Here is a 20,489-nt window from a genome sequence, read left to right on the forward strand (position 1 = left end):
CGGCGCAGGGTCAGGCGGCGCGGATGTGCTCGGTGCGGCGGAGGTCGAGCTCGGCGGAGGTGGACCAGCCGCTGAACAGCGCCTCGCCCGGCTCGAGGTCGCGGCCCGCGGCGAGGGCGCCGAGGTGCACGGGCTCGTAGCCGAGGCGGTGCAGCAGCGCGGTGACGAGCTCTGCGGCCCGGTCGTCGTCGGCGGCGAGCGCGATCGCCCGACGGGACGGGTCGCCGTGATCGCGGCCGTGCTCCTCGACGTCGTGGTACCCGATGTGGTTCAGCGTCTTGACCACGTGCGCACCGGGCAGGCGCGCGGCGAGCAGCTCGCTCGTGGAGAGCTCGCCGGCGTGGTCGCCGAGCTCGGCGCGGGCGGCGTCGACGGCGGCCGCATCGGCCTCGCCCCAGGGGTTGGTCGCATCGACCACGACCGCGCCCTGCAGGGCGCCCTCCTCGAGGCTCAGCGCGACGTGCAGCGGCAGGGTCAGGGCGATGACGTCGCTGGTCGCAGCGAGATCTGGGAGGCCGACGTGCAGAGCACCGGGCAGCTTCGCGGCGAGCGCGGGCGGGGCGGAGCGGCCGGCGACGGAGACCTCGACCCCACGGCGCAGCGCCGTGCGGGTCAGCGCCGAGCCGATCTTGCCCGGGCCGAGCACGCCGAGCCGCGGGGTGTGCGGGGCGCGGACGGCGAGATCCGCGGGGAGCCGGAAGGGCGCGACAGCAGTGGCCGACGCATCTGACGCAAGTGCGACCTGTGCCGAAGCGGCGGCGGGCGTGACCCCGGGGGGTCCGTCGGCGGCCGGCGCCGCAGCGGCGACGGGCACGAGCACCGGGATGCCGCCGTCAGCGTCCTCGCCCCCGTGCTGCTCGGCCTCCGGCCGGGGCGCGTGCGCGCGCAGCGCGGTCTCGAGCACCTCGCGGGCGAGGGCGTCGTTGCGGCGGTGGCAGGGGGCGTTGGTATGGGGCCGGGCGAAGGCGCCGATAGGCAGCTCCGAGGTCCAGGGCCCGATCGCCCACAGCCGCTCGCGCGGCGTGCCGTCGGGGCCGAGCACGCGGTGGCGCGCGTCGACGTCGAGGGTCCCGGGCGAGGAGGCGGACTCTCGACCCACGGCCTCCCCGCCAGCTGCCTCCGCACCAGCGGCGACGAGATCGCGCAGCAGCGGGTTCGTGGACTCCTCCAGCGAGGGCTCGGGCAGGAAGGCGTCCACGAGCGCGTCGGCCGCGATCTCGATCCCGGTGGCGCCGCGGGCGCGGAACCGGCCGCTGGTCTCGTCGGCCGTGACCCGCAGGCCCGGTCCGAGGAAGCGGATGATGCCCGCGCGCTCGAGGGCGAGCAGCTGCTGGAGGCGGTGCGGGGGCGGGCCGGAGTCGACGAAGCTGAACAGCGAGTGCCACCAGCGGGGGTAGTCGCCGCGGGCGCCGCCGCGCAGGCGGGTCGCGGGCAGCTGGTCCACCAGCACGCCGTGCAGGCGCAGCAACAGCTGGAAGAGGGTGCGGGCGGCGGTGACCTCGCCGCCGATGCGGTCGCGCAGGTCCGCCTCGATGTGGCCGACGACGGCATCGCGCGTGGCCTGTTCCGCGAACCCGGGCAGCGTGGTCGCGCCGAGATCGGAGAGCGGCTCGTCGAGCCAGGCCAGCGGCTCCTCCCCCTCCTGCGCGAGAGGCGCTCCGGGGACCTGGTGGGCGATCTCGGCGGCGATCAGCGGCAGCACGTCGGCGCGGAAGTCGAGCAGGCCGTGCTCGTCCTCGCGGGCGCGGAGACTCGCGGGAGTGACGTGCACGAGCTCGCCGAGCCCGGTCGGGGCGCCCTCGTCGCGGACCTTCGAGTGGTAGGGGACGCCGCGGCGGGAGCCGACCCAGAGTCGGGGCTCCTCGCCGGAGGGGAGGTAGTCCAGGCGGCCGCGCAGCTCGGCGGCCGCGTCCTCGCCCGCGCTCTCCGCCTCGGCGGCGGGCACGAAGCGGCCCCCGCGACCCTCGGTCAGCAGCGCCATGAGGTCCACGAAGGCGAGTCCCATGCCGCGCACGATCACGTCCTGCCCGGCGCCGAGCAGCTCGACCTGCGCGTCGGAGGCCTGGGAGGGGCCGAGATAGGTGCCGCCGTGACGGCGGGCGAAGGCGGCGAGCTCGTGTCGGGCCGCGTTCGGACGGGCGTCGGTGTGGCCGGCGGCCAGCAGCAGCAGGTCGGCGCGCAGAGGGGAGCGGTCCTCGAGATCGACACTCCACGTCGCGGGCCCGTCGCCCGCGCGCACGGCGGTCGCGGTGGTGCGGTGCACGGTCACGGACACCGTCGAGGGCAGCGCCGCGAGCACCTGCCCGAAGAACCACTCGAGGTAGAGCGCCTGGACGCGGCGGGAGGCGAAGTCCGTGGGCCCGAGCGCGTGGATCTCGGCGAGGCGGGCGGTGCCGGCCGTCGGCGCGGCGATCGTGCCGCGGCGGATCCCGTCGGCCCATTCGGCCAGCGACGGACCGGCGACCACGGGCCCCTCGGCCTCGACGGTCTCGTCGGTGAAGATCGAGACGTCCGCGGCGCGGGAGTTCATCAGCAGCAGGGGGCTCTCCTCGGCCCGCCAGATCCGGCCGGCGCCGGGCATGTGCGGGTCGACGATGTCCACGTGGAGCGGCGTCTCGGCGAGGCGCTCGGCCGTTCCGGGCACGCCGGCGTTCGCGCCGAGCCGCTCGAGCACGCCGATCGCGCGCGGCCCGCCGCCGACCATCACCAGGCGCATCTGGGCGCCGCGGCGGGCGTCGTCCGTGCTGGTGGGGGTCAGTGCGCTGTGCCGAGAGTTCATGCGTGCGGGTCCCTTCCGAGGTTCCTCTGTGTCACAACGTGACGCGTCATAGTCGTCACCTTGCATCTCCATTAGATTCGCTTATAACGTCGAGCCTCGCAAGCCTCGACCGGCCTGTGGTTCACGTTCCGTCACGGAAGGCACACCATGACCTCCTCCGTCGTCACCCACGACACAGCCCGCCGCGCCGACGCGCCCGGCGCCGCCTCGGGGACCGACATCATGTCGTGCCCGCCCGGGACAGGCACCGAGGATCGTGCGTCGCTCGGCCCGATCAGCGATGAGGAGCTCTCCCGCCTGCGCGTCGTCCCCGCCCGACACCCGGGCCGGATCGTGCTCGCGGTGCTGGTGGGCCTGCTCGCGGCCACAGTGCTGTGGTCCTTCGTGACCAATCCGCGCTGGGAGTGGGGCGTGGTCGCGCAGTGGTTCTTCGCCGAGTCGATCATCCGCGGGCTGCTGGAGACGCTGAAGCTCACCGTGCTCGCCGGCGCCGTCGGCTTCGGGCTGGGGCTCGTCCTCGCCCTGATGCGCCTGTCGAAGTCCTCGCTGATCTCGTCGGTGAGCTGGACGTTCTCCTGGATCTTCCGCTCCACGCCGCTGCTGGTGCAGCTGCTGCTCTGGTACAACCTCGGCTACCTCTACGAGAGCATCACGCTCGGCATCCCGCTGACCGACGTGACCTTCGTCGACACCCGCACCAGCGACCTGATGACCCCGATGCTCGCTGCGATCCTGGGGCTCGGCCTGCACCAGGCCGCCTACGCCGCCGAGCTCATCCGCGGCGGGATCCTGTCGGTGGACCAGGGCCAGATCGAGGCCGCGAGCGCCCTGGGCATCCCCGCCCGCGACCGTTCCCTGCGGATCGTGCTGCCCCAGGCGATGCGCGCGATCCTCCCCACCGCGTTCAACGAGATCATCGGCCTGGTGAAGGGCACCTCGATCGTGTACGTCCTCGCGCACGCCGAGCTGTTCTTCACCGTGCAGCTGATCTACGGCCGCACCCAGCAGGTGCTGCCGATGCTGCTGGTCGCGACGGTCTGGTACGTCGTGATCACCTCGCTGCTCTCGGTCGGGCAGTACTACATCGAGCGCCACTACTCCAAGGGCGCGGTGCGCACCCTGCCGCCCACCCCGCTGCAGCGGCTCCGCGCCCGCCTCGGCCGCCGCCCCGTCACCGCAGGAGCCGCCGCATGAGCCCGCTGACCTCCCTGCTCCGCCGCCGTTCGGCCGGGGTGCAGTCGACCGTCGACGCCCGTCCGGCTGACGCGACCAGCCCGTCGGCCGCCCTCCCCTCCCCGTCGGCCGACGGTCCCCGCGGCGGTCTCGTCGAGATCCGCGGGGTGCACAAGTCCTTCGGCGACCTCGAGGTGCTGCGCGGCATCGACCTCACGATCGCGCCCGGCGAGGTGACCGCGATCCTGGGCCCCTCGGGCTCCGGCAAGTCCACCCTGCTGCGCTCGATCAATCACCTCGAGCCCGTCACGAGCGGCCTGATCAGCGTGGACGGCGAGGTGATCGGCTACCGCCGCGACGGCGACCTGCTGCACGAGCTGCGCGAGCCCGAGGTGCTGCGCCAGCGCACCGCGATCGGGATGGTGTTCCAGTCCTTCAACCTCTTCGCCCACATGACGGCGCTGGAGAACATCACGGAGGCGCCCCGTCGGGCGCTCGACGTGAAGCGCGCCGAGGCGGAGGCGCATGCCCGGGAGCTGCTCGCGCTGGTGGGCCTGTCCGAGAAGGCGGGCGCCTATCCGCGCCAGCTCTCCGGCGGCCAGCAGCAGCGCGTCGCGATCGCCCGCGCGCTCGCCCTGCGCCCGAAGGTGCTGCTGTTCGACGAGCCGACCAGCGCACTGGACCCCGAGCTGGTCGACGAGGTGCTCGCGGTGATCCGTTCCCTCGCCAGCGCCGGGACCACGCTCGTGATCGTCACGCACGAGATCTCCTTCGCCCGCGACGTCGCCGACACCGTCGTGTTCATGGACCAGGGCCGGATCGTCGAGCAGGGCCCGCCCGCCCAGGTCATCGACTCCCCCACCCATCAGCGCACCCGCTCCTTCCTGCAGCGGGTCCGCACCGACTCCCCCACCGCCACCACCCCCGAGGACCTCTCATGACCCTTCCCCGCCCCGCGCACCCCACCCGACGCACCGTCGCCGCAGGCGGCCTGCTGCTGCCGCTCGGCCTGCTCGCCGCCTGCTCCGACCCGGCCCCCGCCGCGACCGGCGCGGCCGAGGGCTCCGGCTCCGACGCCTCCGACGGCGGCGGCTCCGGCCCCGCCATCGACACCTCCGGCACGCAGGAGCTGATCCGCGCCGAGGCCGACGAGCAGGTCGCCGCGCTGCTGCCGACGGAGATCGCCGAGTCCGGCGTGCTGCGCGTGGGTATCAACGGCACCTCCTCCGCGCCGCTGAGCTTCCTGGCCGACGACAACCAGACCTACATCGGCTCCGAGATCGACGTGGCCCGGATCGTCGCCGACAAGCTGGGCCTGGATTTCGAGCTGAAGCTCACCACCTGGGAGAACTGGCCGCTGAAGCTCGAGGCCGGGGAGTTCGACGCGGTCCACGCCAACATCGGCATCAACGCCGAGCGCCTGCAGAAGTTCGACTTCGCCTCCTACCGCGCCGCGTACATGTCCTTCCTGGTCAAGAAGGGAGCCGAAGGCTGGCTCGAGGACGCCGACTCGCTGTCCGGGAAGATCATCGCCGTCGGCGCCGCGACCAACCAGGAGCGGATCCTCACCGACTGGAACGCCGAGCTCGAGAAGGCCGGGAAGGCCCCGGCGGAGCTGAAGAACTACTCCACCGAGGCCGACACCCTGCTCGCCCTCGGCTCCGGCCGCGTGGACGGCTACATCGCCCCCTTCGCCTCGCTGAGCTTCATCGCCTCCCGCCGCGACGACGTCGAGCTGCAGGGCCGGGTCAACGCCGGCTGGCCCGACGAGACCCTCGTCGCGGGCACCTTCCCGGCCGGCAGCGGCCTCGCCGAGCCCTATGCCGCCGCGCTCAACGCGCTGATCGCCGACGGCACCTACGCGCAGGTGCTCGAGCGGTGGCAGCTGACCGAGGAAGCCCTCACCGAATCGCGCGTCCACACCAAGGAGAATCCGTGAGCACCACCGTCACGCCCGACGAGACCACCTCGTCGAGCACCTCGCCCGCCGCAGGTCCGGTCGACGGGGCAGGCGCGCTGCCCGTCCTCGCCGTCGACCTCGTCACCGCCCCGTCCCTGCTGGAGGGCCTCGCCCCGCTCACCCGCGGCCTCGAGGAGGCCGGGATCGGCGCGCTGACCCTCAGCGACGGTGGCCTGCACCCGATCCACGTCGCCGCGCATCTCGCACCGCTGACCCGCGGGATCGGCCTGCTGCCCCGCACCGACGCGATCTACGTCGAGCCGTTCCACCTGGCCACACAGCTGATGAGCCTGGACCACATCAGCCACGGCCGGGCCGGCTGGCTGCTGCAGGCCGAGACCGACCCGTCGGCCGCCGAGGCGGTGGGCCGCGAGGTGCTGGGCCTGGAGGCGACCGCCCGCGAGGCCGCCGACGTGCTCGAGGCCGCCCGCACGATCTGGGGCACCTGGGCGCCGGGCGCCGTCGTGCGCGACACCGAGCGCGGCGTGTACGTCGACGCCTCGCGCCTGCAGTACGCGGACGTCGAGGCGGAGACCTTCTCCGTGCGCGGCCCCGCGATCACGCCCCGCTCCCCGCAGGGCCTGCTGCCGGTGTTCGTCGCCGACACCGACCGCGCGGACGCCGGCGAGCGCGTCAGCGGTGAGCTGGCCGACGGACGGGTGCTGGACCTCGACGTCTCCGGCGGCGCCCGCGCCGAGGAGCTCGCCGCCCAGATCGCCTCGGCCCTCGAGCAGGCCGGCGCCGGTCCGTCGGCCGTTGCCCAGCAGGTGCGGCTCGTGCGCCTGGTGGGTCTGGACCTCGAGGCCGACCCGCTGGGCACCGTGCGTCAGCTGGCGGACGAGCTCCGCTCCCGCGGCCTGATCGCCCCCGCCCCGGCCGGTGCCCCGGCCGCGTCGGACGCATCGGGCGCGGCCCCGGCCTCGGTGCCGGCGTCGGGCCGCACTCTCCGCGACCTGCTCGGCCTGCCCGAGACCCCCTTCCGCCTCGATCCTGCCCGGCGCGCCGACCGCGCCCGCCTCACCTCCGAGGAGAACGCATGAGCACCGCCACCACCCCGCTGGCCGACGCGCCGCTGTCCGAGGAGGCCGCCGCGCTCGCGACCGGCCCCGCCGAGCACCCGCTCCACCCCGCGCACACCCCCACGGGGCAGCTCTCCTTCGGCGCCTTCTTCCAGGGCGTGAACTCCTCGACGATCTGGCGCCTGCCCGAGAGCGGCGACCAGGTCGCGTGGGAGTCCTTCGAGTCGCTGGTCCGCACCGCCGAGCGCGGCAGGTTCGCGGCGTTCTTCCTCGGCGAGGGCCTGCGGCTGCGCGAGCACCGCGGCGTGCCCTTCGAGCTCGACGTCGCCGGCCGTCCCGACGCCCAGACGCTGCTCGCGGCGCTGGCCGGCGTGACCGAGAAGATCGGCCTGGTCGCCACGCAGAACACCACCTACAACGACCCGGTCGACCTCGCCCGGCGCCTGCAGACCCTCGACCTGCTCTCCGGCGGCCGCGCCGGCTGGAACATCGTCACCACCGACAACGCCTGGACCGGAGAAAACTTCCGCCGCGGCGGCTACCTCGACCACGCCGACCGCTACACCCACGCCGAGGCGTTCCTGCAGGTCGCCGAGCAGTACTGGGCCGGCCAGAAGATCTCGCACGACGGCGCCCACTACACGGTGCGCGCCCAGGGCGACCTGCCCCGCTCCGCGCAGGGCCGGCCCGTCCTCTTCCAGGCCGGCGCCTCCCCCGCCGGTCAGGACTTCGCCGCCCGCACAGCCGACGTCATCTTCTCCCCGCACGGCTCCCTCGCCGCGGCTGTGGATTTCCGCCGCAGCATCGTCGAGCGCACCGTCGCCGCGGGCCGCGACGCGAGCGCCGTGAAGATCCTGCCGGGCGCCGAGATCATCCTCGCCCCCACCGAGGCGGAGGCCGACGAGAAGGTGCGCTGGGTGCGCGACCACCAGATCGGCCCCGAGCAGGCCATCGCCCTGCTCGAGCAGTACTGGGGCCGCGACCTCTCCGAGTTCGACCCCGAGGGGCCGCTGCCGGACGTGCCGCCGGAGGTCGTCGAGTCCGGCGTGACCCGCGGCGCCGGCTTCCAGTTCGAGAAGGCCGAGCAGCTCACCCGCCAGTGGCGCGAGGAGGCGGCGGAGAAGGGCCAGAGCATCCTCGAGTTCGCGCGGGCGAAGTCCGGGGCGCGCCGCGGCGAGTTCACCGGCAGCTACGACGCCGTCGCGGACAGGCTCGTGGAGTTCGCGCGGCTCGGGGCGATCGACGGCCTGAACATCACGCCATGGCTGATCCCCTCCGGGCTCGACGACATCGTCGACCACCTCATCCCGCGCCTTCAGGAGCGCGGCGTCTACCCGGCCGAGTACGCCGGCACCACGCTGCGCGAGAACCTGGGCCTCCCGCCGCTGTGACCCGGTGAACGGGGCGGGGCGGGGCAGCCGATCACGGCCCCTCCCCCGCCCCTTCGCCTTCCCCACCCTGGTCCCTTCCCTGCCCTGGCCCCTTCCCCGCCGCGTCGCCGCTTGCGCTCACCGTTTGCTGGTGCCACGACTCTTCCGGCCCACCACACGAGTCCTCGCGGCAGCAAAACCTGCCGCGCGTCGGCTCATCCGGGCCCAGCACGGCACTGGGTTCGCCCTCTCACCGTCGCCGAGACGTGGCTTCCTGCCGGAATGACCCCTCATACCGACACAAAGCCACGTCTCGCCGCGCTGCCAGACGTCCGGGACTGCCCCGGGACGGTCCTGGGTCGGTCGAGATGTCCCTCAGCAGCGGTGGGGTTATCAGGACTCGATACGCCCGCCTTTGCTGAGGGATGTCCGACAGCGTCGAGCGGGACCCTGTGCCCTCTCCCTCCGAACCGCCCAGAACGCCGTCGGCGAAGTCATAAGCCAGGCTTGCCACTGCCGGATACCATGACTGTCATGGACCCCCGCAGGCTTCTCATCTTCCGGACCGTCGTGCGCAACGGCTCGATCGGCGCGGGCGCGCGCGAGCTGGGCTGGACCCAGCCGGCCGTCTCCCAGCACCTGGCCGCGCTCGAGAAGGAGGTGGGCACGCAGCTGCTGCTGCGCTCCTCCTCCGGCGTCACGCCCACGGAGGCGGGCTCGCGCCTGGCCCTGCACGCCGAGGCGATCGCCGCACAGCTGCACGCCGCGGAGGAGGAGCTCGCCGACATCACCGCCCTGCGTCGCGGGACCGTCAAGTTCGGCACCTTCCCGTCGGCCGCGGCGGTGCTGCTCCCGCCCGTGCTCGCGCGCCTGAGCGAGAGCGCCCCGGACCTCGACGTCACCTTCGACGAGCTCGAGCCGCCGGACGCGGTGCCGGCCGTGCGCGAGGGCGATCTCGATCTCGCGCTCGTGTTCCGCTATCCCTGCAGCGACATCGGCGACGAGGGGGCCCTGGAGTGGACCCCGCTGATGGAGGACCGCGTGATGGCGGTGCTGCCGGCGGCCCATCCCCGCGCCCAGGACCCCGAGCTCACCCTCGCCGACCTCGCCGAGGAGCCGTGGATCGCGGGCTGCGAGCGCTGCCGCGCGAACCTGCTCTCGAGCGCACGCCGCGCGGGGTTCACGCCGCAGGTGCGCCACTCGACCGACGACTCGATCGTGGTGCAGCGCCTGATCACGCACGGCGGCGGGGTCGCGCTGATGCCCGAGACCACCCTCGAGGCCGCCCCGCCCACCGACGACCTCGTGGTGCGCCACCTGCCCGATCTCGACGACCGCATGATCGGCCTGATCAATCGTCGCGGCGCACTGTCGATCCCGGCCGTCGCCGCGCTGAAGGACGCCCTGGTCGCCGAGACCACCGGGCGCCTCGCCACCGCCGCCTTGATCTGACGCCGCGGCTCGGCCTCGCCTGCACAACGGGGACTCCAGCAGCACGCCGCGGAGCTGAGCTCCAGCGCGTGCCGCTGGAGTCCCCTTCCTGCAGATCGCTCTCGACGCGGGTCCAGGCGTCGTCCGTACTCTGGTCAGATGCCCGGTCCTGATCCCGCCCCCGCCACCTCCACGACCCACGCCCCTGCCCGGGCGTGGCTGCGGCCTGCACTGCTGCTCGTCGGCGGTGCTCTGCTCACGCTGCTGATGGTGCTGGCCGATCAGCTCATCGCCGCGACCGCGGTGGGCGCGTTCTCCCTGTTCATGGCGTACTGGACGAGCCCGCTGCGCTCCGGCCCGCACACCCCGCTCGCCTCTGCGCAGGCACGGGCGCGGGAGGCCGACGGCACGGCGCCGACGATCGTGCTCTGGGCGCCCGGGAATCCGGCCTCGGCGCGTCTGCAGGCCGCGATCCGTGCCCCGCGCGAGGACCTGATCTGGGTGAACGTGTTCAAGGACCCGGCGGCGCAGCAGCTGCTGGGCCGGTACGGCGGGGAGCGGATGCTGCCGCTCGCGCTGCAGGGCGAGGACGCCGCGCGCATCGACAACGTCTCCGAGCTCTTCGCCTTCCAGGACCGGACCCGGCAGGGCGGTGCGCCCGGCGGCGCCGCGGGGGCGGGGCCGACGACGCCTGACCCCGGCGCCGACCCGTCGGCGCACACCGAGGAGCCGGGCGAGGACGAGTCCGACCCGCCGCGCGCCTGAGAGGGCGCGGCCGTCCCCGGCTCAGGCGCCGGGCAGCTCCCCGATCACGACCTTCCACTCGCGCGCGACGCGGTCCACGATCGCACGCTCGCGCTTGAAGGGGTCGCCGTCGAGCTTGGCGAGCGCGTCCTCGGCGGAGTCCGCGACCACGATCAGCAGCGCCTCCGAGCCGTCGTCCAGCGGGCCCGACAGCAGCAGCGTGCCCTCGCGGAGCAGCTCGGCGAGGTGCTCGCGGTGCTCGGGCCGGAACGTCGCCAGGCGCTGGGCGTCGTCGATGTAGGTGTACTGGACGGCGAAGACGGCCATGGGATCCCCTCGGTGCGCGGCGGCCGACGGCGATGCCGGCCGATGATCTCCCGCCCATCCTGCCGCACCGCGCGCCGCGGCCGACGGGACGTCCGGGGCCCGGGTGCGTTGCCGGCTCGAGCCGTCGGCGTCCGCTCCACCCCGGCAGGCATGACTCGTCGTCTCACTGCGATGGTCGACTGCCCCGCCCGCAGCACCCCGCCTCAGCCCTGGACGGGCAGCCAGTCCAGCACGTCCTGGATGCCCTCGTCCCAGAACTCCCAGGTGTGGGCTCCGGGGCGCAGGCGCGAGGCGACCTCGACCCCGGCGTCCTCCGCCGCGGCGAGGAAGCGCCGGTTCTGGTCGATGAGCTGGTCCTCGGTGCCGCAGTCGAGGAACAGGGCGGGCAGCTCGGCGGGGTCGCGCCGGCCGACCAGTCCGAGCAGGTCGTCGGCGGTGCCGGCGATCTCGCGCCCGCCCCAGACCCGCTCGGCGAGATGCCCGGTGCTCAGCTCGAGCGACAGGCTCGCAGGGTCCAGCGCCCCGGACAGGCTCGCCACGGCCGCGAAGCGGTCCGGATGGTTCAGCGCCAACTTGAACGCGCCGAAGCCACCCATCGACAGGCCCGCGACGAAAGTGTCCTCCCGCGCGGTCGAGACGCGGAAGGTGCGCGCCACGATCCGCGGCAGCTCTTCGGCCACGAAGGTCCAGTACGCCTCCCCCACCGCCTCGTCGGTGTAGAAGGAGCGGCGCACCTCGGGCATCACCACGGCGATCCCCTTCTCCGTCGCGTAGCGCTCGATCGAGGTGCGGCGCTCCCAGATGGTGCAGTCGTCGCTGAGGCCGTGCAGGAGGTAGAGCACCGGCACGCCGGACTCGTCGGCCGCGGACCCGCTGGTCGCGTCGGCCCCTTCCATCCCGATCCCGGAGGCGGCCTGCGGCATCAGCACCACCATCGAGGTGCCCATGCCGAGGGACTCGGCGAAGAAGTCGGTGCGCAGGCGGATCATGTCTCTCCTCGATGAGCGGGCGGGCGTCGGCCCCAGCATCCCACCCCGCCCCTCACCTTGTGCTGCCGTGACGACTCATGTCCGTCGGCACATGAGTCGTGGCGGTGGCAGAACCTCGCGGCGCCGGAGGCGCCGCGGCTCGCGCACCGCCCTCCTCCGGGTGCCCCGGCGCCCCTCGATGCCTACGATGGCGGCATGACCGAGACCGCTCCCGCCGCCCCCGCACCGCACGCCGCCCCTGCCTGGGTCCGCGATGCGATCTGCTGGCAGGTGTACCCGCTGGGCTTCTGCGGCGCGCCCCGCCACCGCGAGGACCTCACCGGCGAGACCTACGGCGGGGCCGACGGGGAGAACGTCGTGCACCGCCTGCGCCGGCTGACCGGCTGGCTCGACCACCTCGTGGCCCTCGGCGCGAACGTGCTGCTGCTGAACCCGATCTTCGACTCGGTCTCCCACGGCTACGACACCCTCGAGCACCGCCGGATCGACCCGCGCCTCGGCGACGAGGAGGACTTCGACGCGCTGGTCGCGGGTTGTCGCGAGCGCGGGATCCGCCTCGTGCTCGACGGGGTCTTCAACCACATCTCCCACCTCCACCCCACCGCGCGCCGCGCGATCGCCGCCGGCCCCGGCACCGAGGAGGGCGACCGGATCCGCTGGGCGGGCACGAGCCCCTACGGCTTCGAAGGCAACGACGACCTGGTCGAGGTGGACCTCTCCGATCCCGTCATCCAGGACCGGATCGTGGAGATCATGAGCCGCTGGCTCGAGCGCGGGGCCGACGGCTGGCGGCTGGACGCGATGTACGCCGCGGGCGCCGAGGCGTGGGCGCCGATCCTCGAACGGGTCCGAGCCGCGCATCCCGAGGCGTGGATCCTCGGCGAGGTGATCCACGGCGAGTACCCGGCCTTCGCCGCCGCCTCCGGCGCGGACTCGATCACCCAGTACGAGCTGTGGAAGGCGATCTGGTCCTCGCTGCGCGACGGGAACCTCTTCGAGCTCGCGCACGCGCTCGGCCGTCACCAGGGCTTCCTCGACCAGTTCCGGGAGGCCGGCTCGGGCGCTCTGCCGCTGACCTTCGTGGGCAACCACGACACCACCCGCATCGCCTCCCAGCTGGAGGACGGCCGCGACCTCGCCGCCGCGACCGCGCTGCTCGCCCTGCTGCCCGGCATCCCGGCCGTCTACGCCGGGGACGAGTTCGGCGCCGCCGCCGTGAAGGAGGAGCGCGAGGGCGGGGACGACGCGATCCGACCCTGGTTCCCCGGCTCGCCCGACGAGGTGGTCGCCGCGCACGAGGCCGCCGACGCGGGCGACGAGTCGCCCCGCTCCCTGCAGCTGCTCGCCCCCGAGGCGGCGGGGCGGATCCTCGAGGCCCACCAGCGCCTGCTCTCCCTGCGCCGACGCGAACGGTGGCTCGTCACCGCCTCGGTCGCCGTGGACGAGGCGACGCTGACGAACACCTGGGCCCAGATCGTGCTGACCCCGACGGCCGGCGGGCACGACGCGGGGGCGAATGAGCTCGACACGACGGCCGACGGGGAGCCCGCGGCGGCCGACCGCGCGGCCGACGCGACGGACCCCTCCGGCGAGCGCCCCGCCCCTCTCACGCTGGTGCTGAACCTCGGCGACGAGGCCCTGCCCGCCCCTGGCGCGGTGCTCGAGGCGGTCAGCGGCGCGGACATGCTCGACGCCGTCGGCCCCGCCGCCGAGGGGACGGTCCCCGCCCACGGCATCGCGGTGGTGCGCTGAGCGGGCGTCGCGCTGCCCTCCAGCCCCTGCCAGCCCGGTGCCGTGCAAGTCCTAGAGAGGGTGCACGCAAGTGTTCGCCTGCCTCAGGACAGCCTGATGCCCTCATGACCTGGCACGACGGATCCGCCCACGCAAGTAGTGCTGCGGCGTCCGGCAAATGCCGGGTGCTCACCACACAGGTCGCTCGTCGTAGGCTCGAGGCATGAGCACCGCGATCAAGCCCGCCGAGTCCGTGAACACCGCCCCCGTCGTCGCCGCCGGGCTGATCGGCGGCTGGCTGACCGCGAGGGAGACCGGCATCCGCCCGCTCGGCGGCGTGGTCCTCGCCGCGGCCGGGATCTACGCGGGCCGCACCTGGCTCGCCCGTCGCGGCCCCGCGACCACCGCCGTGCTCGGCGCGACCTACGTGCTCGGCTTCGGCCTCTCCCACCCGCTGGCGAAGAAGATCGGGGCCTGGCCCGCGGTCCTCACGGTGACCGCCGCCTCGGCCGGCGCCGCGGCGCTGCTGTCCGACGCCGCCTACGGCGAGTGGCTGCCCGCCGACGCCGACGCCTGACCAGGGCGGGCGCTCCACGGCACGTCGTGGCGATATCGCCACATCGCGTCACTACGCGCCCATCGGCGACACCGCAGGGAGCAGCCCGCCACCCCGCGCACCCTGAGCCCATCCCGTCCGAGCTGTCGGCATCCGGCCCCACACCGACAGCTCAGAGGGGATGGAGCGCGTCCAGGGCAGACGAGACGAGAGACCTGTCGGAGCGGCCGCCCCCCGGAATGCGCTGTCACCCGTCGGGATCGTTGACTAGGCTAAGTCCTCGTCCCCGACCGCCGGGGCGCACTCCCCTCTGAGGAACTCTCTCCCCATGCTCGGCACCATGCGCCGCCTCTGGCAGACGGTCCGCCCCATCAGAATCCGCCTCTTCCTCGGCCTGCTCAGCGCCATGACGGCCTCGCTCGTGGCGCTGATGATCCCGCAGGTCCTCGAGGTCATCGTCAACCGGCTCGGCAGCGACGCCACCGCCATCACCATCTGGACCGGCGGCGCGATCGTGCTGGGCCTCGGCATCGTCGAGGCCACCCTGATCTGGCTGCGCCGCACCTTCGCCGTCGCCCCCTCGACCACCGTCGAGAAGCAGATCCGCGTGGGCTTCTACCAGAAGGTCCAGCACCTGCCCGTCACCTTCCACGACGGCTGGGGCTCGGGCCAGCTGCTCTCGCGCATGATGAGCGACATCAACCAGATCCGCCGCTGGATCGCCTTCGGCATGATCATGGCCGTCACCAACGCGGTGACGATCGCGGTGGGCATGATGCTGCTGATCCGCTCCAGCGCGCTGCTGGCGCTGATCTTCTTCATCGCCGCGGTGCCCGTCTCGATCATCGCCTACCGCTTCAACCGCACCTTCTCGGTCCTCTCCCGCCGCTCGCAGGACCAGAACGGCGACCTCGCCACCACCATCGAGCAATCGGTGCAGGGCATCCGCGTGCTGAAGGCCTTCGGACGCGGGCCGACGGCGCTCGCGGGCTTCACCGAGCAGGCTGAGGAGCTGCGCCGCACCGAGGTGAAGAAGGCGACCGCCATCGCCCGCTTCGACATGTTCATGTTCATGCTCCCCGAGCTCGCGCTCGGCGTCGCGCTGCTGGTGGGACTGCACCTGACCGCCGACGGGTCCATCACCACCGGCCAGCTCGCCTCCTACTTCGCGACCGCCACGCTGGTGGTCGGCCCGGTGCGAATGCTCGGCATGCTGCTGGGCCAGGCCGTGAACGCGAGCACCGCGCTGGACCGCCACTACGAGGTGATGGACACCGAGAACACGATCGTCTCGCCCAAGCGCCCGGTGCCGGTGAACCCGGCCGCGGCGATCGGGGCGGTGCGCCTGGACCGCGTGCACTTCCGCTACGCCGACGCCCCCGAGCACGTCGACGACGTGCTGGACGGGGTGGACCTCGAGGTCCGCCCCGGGGAGACGATGGCGCTGGTCGGCGTCACCGGCAGCGGCAAGTCGACGCTGCTGCAGCTGGTGCCGCGGCTGTACGACACGACCGCCGGCGCGATCACGATCGACGGCGTGGACATCCGCGACATGGACCTCACCACGCTGCGCACCCTCACCGCCGTCGCCTTCGAGGACGCGACCCTGTTCTCCGACTCGGTGCGGGACAACGTGCTGCTCGGCGCGGACCCGGCCCTGTCCGCGCAGGAGGCGGAGGATCTGCTGCACCTCGCGCTGCGCACGGCGGATGCGACCTATGCCTACGAGCTGCCGGACGGGGTCGACACCCGCATCGGCGAGGAGGGCATGAGCCTGTCGGGCGGGCAGCGCCAGCGCCTGGCCCTGGCCCGCGCGATCGCGGCGAAGCCCGCCGTGCTGCTGCTCGACGACCCGCTCTCCGCTCTCGACACCAAGACCGAGGAGACCGTCACCGCGCGCCTGCGGGAGGTGCTCGCCGGGACCACCACCCTGATCGTCGCCCACCGCACCTCGACCGTGGCGCTGGCCGACCGGGTCGCGCTGCTGGACGACGGGCGAGTGGTCGCCGTCGGCACCCACACCGAGCTGATGGCGAGCTCGGCCCGCTACCGCTGGGTGATCGCGAACCAGGAGGAGGAGCGGCGCCGCGACCAGGACATCGAGACGCTCACCGGCGAGCTCGAGCTCCGCGCCATCCAGGAGGAGGGACGATGACCGCCGCCGCACCCACGGACCGCGACGACGCCGACAGCGGCGCGCTCACCGCCGAGGAGGCCCGCACCTCCCGCATGCGCTCCTTCGCCCTGCTCGGCGAGCTGATCTCCCCGGTCAAGGGACAGTTCGCGATCATGGCCGTGATGGTCGTGATCGCGCAGCTCGCCGTCGTGGCGGGCCCCGCGATCATCGCCTGGGGCATCGACCACGGCCTGCCCGCGCTGCTGGACGGCGACCCGTGGCCGGCCTTCCAGGCGGCGGCCCTCGCCGTCGCCGCCGCGATCGTCGGGGGCGTGCTGACCTTCGGGTACGTGCGCCAGTCCGTCGTCGTCGGCCAGCGGATGCTGCTCTCCCTGCGGCGGAAGGTCTTCCGCTTCACCCAGAAGCAGGACCTCGAGTTCCACGAGTCCTACACCTCCGGCCGGATCGTCTCGCGGCAGACCTCCGACATGGAGGCGCTGCGGGAGCTGCTGGACTCGGGCGTGAACGTCATGGTCGGCGCGTCGCTGTCGATGGTGTTCACGATCGTGCTGATCGTGACCATGGATCCGGTGACGGGCCTGGTCATGCTGCTGATGCTGATCCCCTGCGTGGCGCTGACGGTGTGGTTCCAGAAGCGCTCGAGCGTCGAGTACCGCGCGATCCGCACCCACTCGGCACGGCTGATCGTCCACTTCGTCGAGGCGATGGCCGGGATCCGCGCCGTGAAGGCGTTCCGCAAGGAGGACCGCAACCACGCCGAGTTCGACCGCCTCGCCCAGGACTACCGCGACGCGTCGATGCGCTCGATCAACGTCTTCGGCATCTACCAGCCGGCGCTGCGCGTGCTCGCGAACATCACCATCGCCGCGGTGCTGGTCGTCGGCGGATTCCGGGTGCTCAGCGGCGACCTGCAGGTCGGCGTGCTGGTCGCGCTCGTGCTCTACTCGCGACGCTTCTTCCAGCCGATCGACGAGATCGCGAACTTCTACAACGCCTTCCAGTCCGCCGTCGCGGCGCTCGAGAAGATCGCGAACCTGCTGGCCGTGCAGCCCCACGTGAAGGAGGCGCAGACCCCGACGCCGCTGCCCAGCTCGGACGGGCAGATCGACTTCGAGGACGTCTCCTTCCGCTACTCGGACGACGGGCCGCTCGTGCTGCAGCCGATGGACCTGCACATCCCCGCCGGTCAGACGGTGGCGCTGGTGGGCCAGACCGGCGCCGGGAAGTCCACGGTCGCGAAGCTCATCGCCCGCTTCTACGACGCGACCGAGGGGGCGGTGAGGCTCGACGGCGTGGACCTGCGCGAGGTGTCCATGGAGGACCTCACCCGCAACATCGTCATGGTCACGCAGGAGGCGTACCTGTTCTCCGGCACCGTCGCGGACAACATCGCGCTCGGCCGGCCCGGCGCGCCCCGCGAGGAGATCGAGGCGGCGGCCCGCGCGATCGGGGCCGACGAGTTCATCGAGAAGCTCCCCTACGGCTACGACACCGACGTGAACAAGCGCGGCGGCCGGGTCTCGGCCGGTCAGCGGCAGCTGATCTCCTTCGCGCGCGCCTTCCTCGCCGACCCGCGGGTGCTGATCCTCGACGAGGCGACCAGCTCGCTGGACATCCCCTCCGAGCGGATGGTGCAGGAGGGGCTGACGAAGCTGCTCGGCAGGCGCACCTCGCTGATCATCGCCCATCGCCTGACCACCGTGATGATCGCGGACCGGGTGCTGGTGGTGCACGACGGGCAGGTCGTCGAGGACGGCTCCCCCGCCGAGCTCGTCGCCGCCGGCGGCCGCTTCGCGGCGCTGTACCAGGCGTGGCAGGAGTCGATGTAGCGCGCCGGGATCGTCCCCTCGCACCGGGAGCGCGCGGCACGGGCCCCGCCCCCGGCAGCCGATGTGGCGCAGTTCCCACGACAGTTGTGCGGGAACGCTGGTGCAGGAGGTCGGCGCCGGTTATCTTCCTGCTGTCATACCGATCCCGATCCTGAGGAGAGCCGACGAGAGTCGGCCGTCACCCGCGGATCCCCTGCTCCTCAGAGGTCATCCCATGCACCTGCCCCTGCTCTCGCGCGCCCGATTCCTGGCGCTGCTGCTCGCCGCGCTCGTGGTCGCGGTGCCGCTCGCGATCGTCCCGCCCGCCGATGCCGCGGTGAAGAAGCCGCTGGACATCGTGAAGGTCTACTACGACCCGCCCGGCCGGGACTACTCGAAGAACTCCGAGTACGTGAAGGAGTACATCCAGGTCAAGAACACCGGGAAGACCACGCTGACCCTCACCGGCTACGTGATCCGCGACAACGGCCCCCAGAAGTACACCTTCCCCAAGGGCTTCAAGATCGCCCCCGGCAAGACCGTCACGATCCGCTCCGGCACCGGGAAGAACACCTCCACCACCCTGTACTGGGGCAAGGCGAGCTACATCTGGAACAACACCGGCGACACCGCGCGCCTGTACAGCTCCAAGGGCACGCTGCTCGAGTCCTGCCGGTACAAGGGCGGCGCGTACAAGGGCTCGTCGACCTACGCCCGCAGCGACAAGACGACCGCCTACTGCTGAGCCGGCGCGGGGCCGACGGCGTCCCGTCGGCCCCGCAGGCGTTCCCGCGGGAACGTCGTCGGCGCCCGATCTGTCAGATCCCGCGTTGGATCCCCGTCGGACGCCCGACGGAGCGTTCCCGCGGGAACGTCATCACCCTCCAACCCGTCAGAATCCTGTGGCTGAGCCGCCCGACGCGTTCCCGCGGGAACGTCACATCGGGCGGTTCTGTCATCTCCCGCCGCCCGGTCAGGCGCCGAGCATCTCCCGCAGCGCGGGGGTGACCCCCTCGACCTCCACCGGCACGTCGGGCCGACGCAGCAGCTCGGGCGTGACGAGGAAGCGCTGCTGCTCCTCGCTGGAGCCGGGGATCGTGGAGATCTCGGTGCCGTTGTCGATGTAGCCGCAGGCGCGGGAGACCCCGTAGGAGGGGGCGTTGCCGACCACGGCGGCGGACTCGGCCCGCAATGCGCCGAGGTGGTCGAAGGCGAGCACGAGCATCGCCTGGCGCATGAGCCTGCCGTACCCGTTCCCGTGGGCGTCGAGGGTCAGCCAGGAGCCGGAGGTGACGGTGCGCCGCTCGGCGAAGCGCTGGGCGGAGACGTCCTGCGCACCGATCAGCCGGCCTCCCGCCCACACGCCGAAGGCGAGTGTCCAGCGCTCGGGAGAGATCTCGCTGCGCAGCGTCCACTGGAAGCGCAGCGCTTCGCGCACGCGCGTCTCCGGCTCGGCGCGGTACCAGGGGAACACCTGCGGGGAGGTCGGGTCCTCGAAGATCGGCCGACGGATCAGCGCGGCGTACTCGGGCAGGTCCTCATCGGCCAGCGGCCGCAGGGTCAGGTCCCCGGCGCGGACGACGAGCCCGAGGGAGGGGTAGAGCGCGGACAGCGCGGGGAACGGCTCAGCACGGGTCTGCTCGGACATCGCCCCAGATTAGTCGCGGGCGACGGGGGCGATGTCGCGACGGACGCAGCGCTGGTCGACGCCGGCGAGAGCATCGTCGTGGCGCGCAGCCCGTCGGCGGGCGGCCCGCCGTACCCTGTACCGATGGCCATCGACGTTCTGCTCTCCGGTTTCGCGCCCTTCGACGGGGCGGCGACGAACGAGTCCTGGGAGGCCGTCCGGGAGGCGGTCCCGGCCCTCGTCGCGCGCGGCGTGGACGCGGAGGCGGTCGAGCTGCCGGTCGAGTTCGGCACCGCCTCGGAGCGTCTGGAGGAGGCGGTGCGGGGACTGCGTCCGCGGCTCGTGGTCGCCGTCGGCCTCGCCGCCGGACGCACCGCGATCACCCCGGAGCGGGTCGCGATCAACATCCGCGACGCCCGGATCCCCGACAACGCGGGCGCGAGCCCGGTGGACGAGCCGGTGGTGCCGGGCGCGCCCGTCGGCCGCTTCTCGACCCTGCCGGTCAAGGCGATGGTCGCCTCGCTCGCGGCCGACGGAGTGCCTGCGGCGGTGTCGCAGACCGCCGGGACCTATGTGTGCAATGACGTCTTCTACGCGCTGCAGCACCTGCTGGCGACCGACCCTGCGCTCGAGGGGATCCGGGGCGGGTTCGTCCACGTCCCCTCGGCCGACGTCGTCGACTCCCCCGCCACCGCACGGGCGCTGGTGCGGATGGTCGAGGTGGTGCTCTCCACGGAGACCGACGCCCGGCTCGCCGGCGGCGCCGAGCACTGAGCGGCGGGCGCTGAAAGGCGGGGGCTGAGCGGGAGGCTCCTTGCTGCCGGCGCCCCCCCTGACC

17 protein-coding genes are annotated in these 20,489 nt (G+C 73.1%); 13 read left to right on the forward strand and 4 right to left on the reverse strand.

Annotation, left to right across the window (positions count from 1 at the left end):
* Positions 1-10: 10 nt before the first annotated feature.
* Entirely contained in the window at positions 11-2,779 is a 2,769-nt protein-coding gene (locus tag DEU31_RS11405) for an FAD/NAD(P)-binding protein (protein ID WP_133677204.1), read from the reverse strand.
* Positions 2,780-2,926: 147 nt separating this feature from the next.
* Between DEU31_RS11405 and DEU31_RS11410 the strand changes: the two genes are divergently transcribed.
* The 7 genes from DEU31_RS11410 to DEU31_RS11440 all read left to right on the forward strand — a co-directional run bounded on the left by DEU31_RS11410 (position 2,927) and on the right by DEU31_RS11440 (position 10,497).
* Positions 2,927-3,973, forward strand: coding sequence for an amino acid ABC transporter permease (locus tag DEU31_RS11410; RefSeq protein WP_133677205.1), 1,047 nt, complete (start codon positions 2,927-2,929; stop codon positions 3,971-3,973).
* On the forward strand, positions 3,970-4,893 hold the full coding sequence (locus DEU31_RS11415) for an amino acid ABC transporter ATP-binding protein (protein ID WP_243733819.1): 924 nt from the start codon (positions 3,970-3,972) through the stop codon (positions 4,891-4,893). The genes DEU31_RS11410 and DEU31_RS11415 overlap by 4 nt, the downstream gene beginning before the upstream one ends.
* Entirely contained in the window at positions 4,890-5,891 is a 1,002-nt protein-coding gene (locus tag DEU31_RS11420; protein ID WP_133677206.1) for a transporter substrate-binding domain-containing protein, read from the forward strand. Before DEU31_RS11415 ends, DEU31_RS11420 begins: the two co-directional genes overlap by 4 nt.
* Entirely contained in the window at positions 5,888-6,952 is a 1,065-nt protein-coding gene (locus DEU31_RS11425; RefSeq protein WP_133677207.1) for an LLM class flavin-dependent oxidoreductase, read from the forward strand. Before DEU31_RS11420 ends, DEU31_RS11425 begins: the two co-directional genes overlap by 4 nt.
* Positions 6,949-8,322 carry an LLM class flavin-dependent oxidoreductase gene (locus DEU31_RS11430; RefSeq protein ID WP_133677208.1) on the forward strand — a complete coding sequence of 458 codons (1,374 nt, stop codon included), beginning with the start codon at positions 6,949-6,951 and terminating at the stop codon, positions 8,320-8,322. The genes DEU31_RS11425 and DEU31_RS11430 overlap by 4 nt, the downstream gene beginning before the upstream one ends.
* Before the next feature lie 513 nt (positions 8,323-8,835).
* Complete coding sequence (locus DEU31_RS11435) at positions 8,836-9,753, forward strand: LysR family transcriptional regulator (RefSeq protein ID WP_133677209.1); 918 nt, start codon at positions 8,836-8,838, stop codon at positions 9,751-9,753.
* A 138-nt stretch (positions 9,754-9,891) separates the two neighbouring features.
* The gene (locus DEU31_RS11440) at positions 9,892-10,497 is read left to right on the forward strand and encodes a hypothetical protein (protein ID WP_243733820.1); all 606 of its coding nucleotides are present in this window, start codon (positions 9,892-9,894) and stop codon (positions 10,495-10,497) included.
* Between the two features lie 21 nt (positions 10,498-10,518).
* Here DEU31_RS11440 and DEU31_RS11445 read toward each other — a convergent pair whose 3' ends face one another.
* Together DEU31_RS11445 and DEU31_RS11450 are read right to left on the reverse strand one after the other, a co-directional pair.
* The gene (locus tag DEU31_RS11445) at positions 10,519-10,803 is read right to left on the reverse strand and encodes a YciI family protein (RefSeq protein WP_133677210.1); all 285 of its coding nucleotides are present in this window, start codon (positions 10,801-10,803) and stop codon (positions 10,519-10,521) included.
* 203 nt (positions 10,804-11,006) lie between these two features.
* On the reverse strand, positions 11,007-11,792 hold the full coding sequence (locus tag DEU31_RS11450) for an alpha/beta hydrolase family protein (RefSeq protein WP_133677211.1): 786 nt from the start codon (positions 11,790-11,792) through the stop codon (positions 11,007-11,009).
* Between the two features lie 195 nt (positions 11,793-11,987).
* Here DEU31_RS11450 and DEU31_RS11455 point away from each other — a divergent pair, with 195 nt between their 5' ends.
* From DEU31_RS11455 to DEU31_RS11475, 5 genes are all read left to right on the forward strand, one after another.
* Positions 11,988-13,544: an alpha-amylase family glycosyl hydrolase gene (locus DEU31_RS11455; RefSeq protein WP_133677212.1), complete on the forward strand. Its 1,557-nt coding sequence runs from the start codon at positions 11,988-11,990 to the stop codon at positions 13,542-13,544.
* 202 nt (positions 13,545-13,746) lie between these two features.
* Positions 13,747-14,100: a hypothetical protein gene (locus DEU31_RS11460; RefSeq protein WP_062946634.1), complete on the forward strand. Its 354-nt coding sequence runs from the start codon at positions 13,747-13,749 to the stop codon at positions 14,098-14,100.
* Between the two features lie 307 nt (positions 14,101-14,407).
* Positions 14,408-16,234, forward strand: a complete 1,827-nt coding sequence (locus tag DEU31_RS11465; RefSeq protein ID WP_133677213.1) for an ABC transporter ATP-binding protein — start codon at positions 14,408-14,410, stop codon at positions 16,232-16,234.
* Positions 16,231-18,045, forward strand: a complete 1,815-nt coding sequence (locus DEU31_RS11470) for an ABC transporter ATP-binding protein (protein ID WP_010551827.1) — start codon at positions 16,231-16,233, stop codon at positions 18,043-18,045. The genes DEU31_RS11465 and DEU31_RS11470 overlap by 4 nt, the downstream gene beginning before the upstream one ends.
* A 214-nt stretch (positions 18,046-18,259) precedes the next feature.
* A complete protein-coding gene (locus tag DEU31_RS11475; RefSeq protein WP_010551828.1) occupies positions 18,260-18,769 on the forward strand; it encodes a lamin tail domain-containing protein in 510 nt (169 codons plus the stop codon).
* Positions 18,770-18,997: 228 nt separating this feature from the next.
* Here the strand turns inward: DEU31_RS11475 and DEU31_RS11480 are convergent, their stop codons facing one another.
* A complete protein-coding gene (locus DEU31_RS11480; protein WP_133677214.1) occupies positions 18,998-19,672 on the reverse strand; it encodes a GNAT family protein in 675 nt (224 codons plus the stop codon).
* Between the two features lie 123 nt (positions 19,673-19,795).
* Here DEU31_RS11480 and DEU31_RS11485 point away from each other — a divergent pair, with 123 nt between their 5' ends.
* Positions 19,796-20,425 carry a pyroglutamyl-peptidase I gene (locus DEU31_RS11485; protein ID WP_133677215.1) on the forward strand — a complete coding sequence of 210 codons (630 nt, stop codon included), beginning with the start codon at positions 19,796-19,798 and terminating at the stop codon, positions 20,423-20,425.
* The last annotated feature ends 64 nt before the right edge of the window (positions 20,426-20,489 follow it).

This window comes from Brachybacterium sp. AG952, from assembly GCF_004362645.1.
Taxonomy (GTDB): Bacteria; Actinomycetota; Actinomycetes; order Actinomycetales; family Dermabacteraceae; genus Brachybacterium; species Brachybacterium conglomeratum.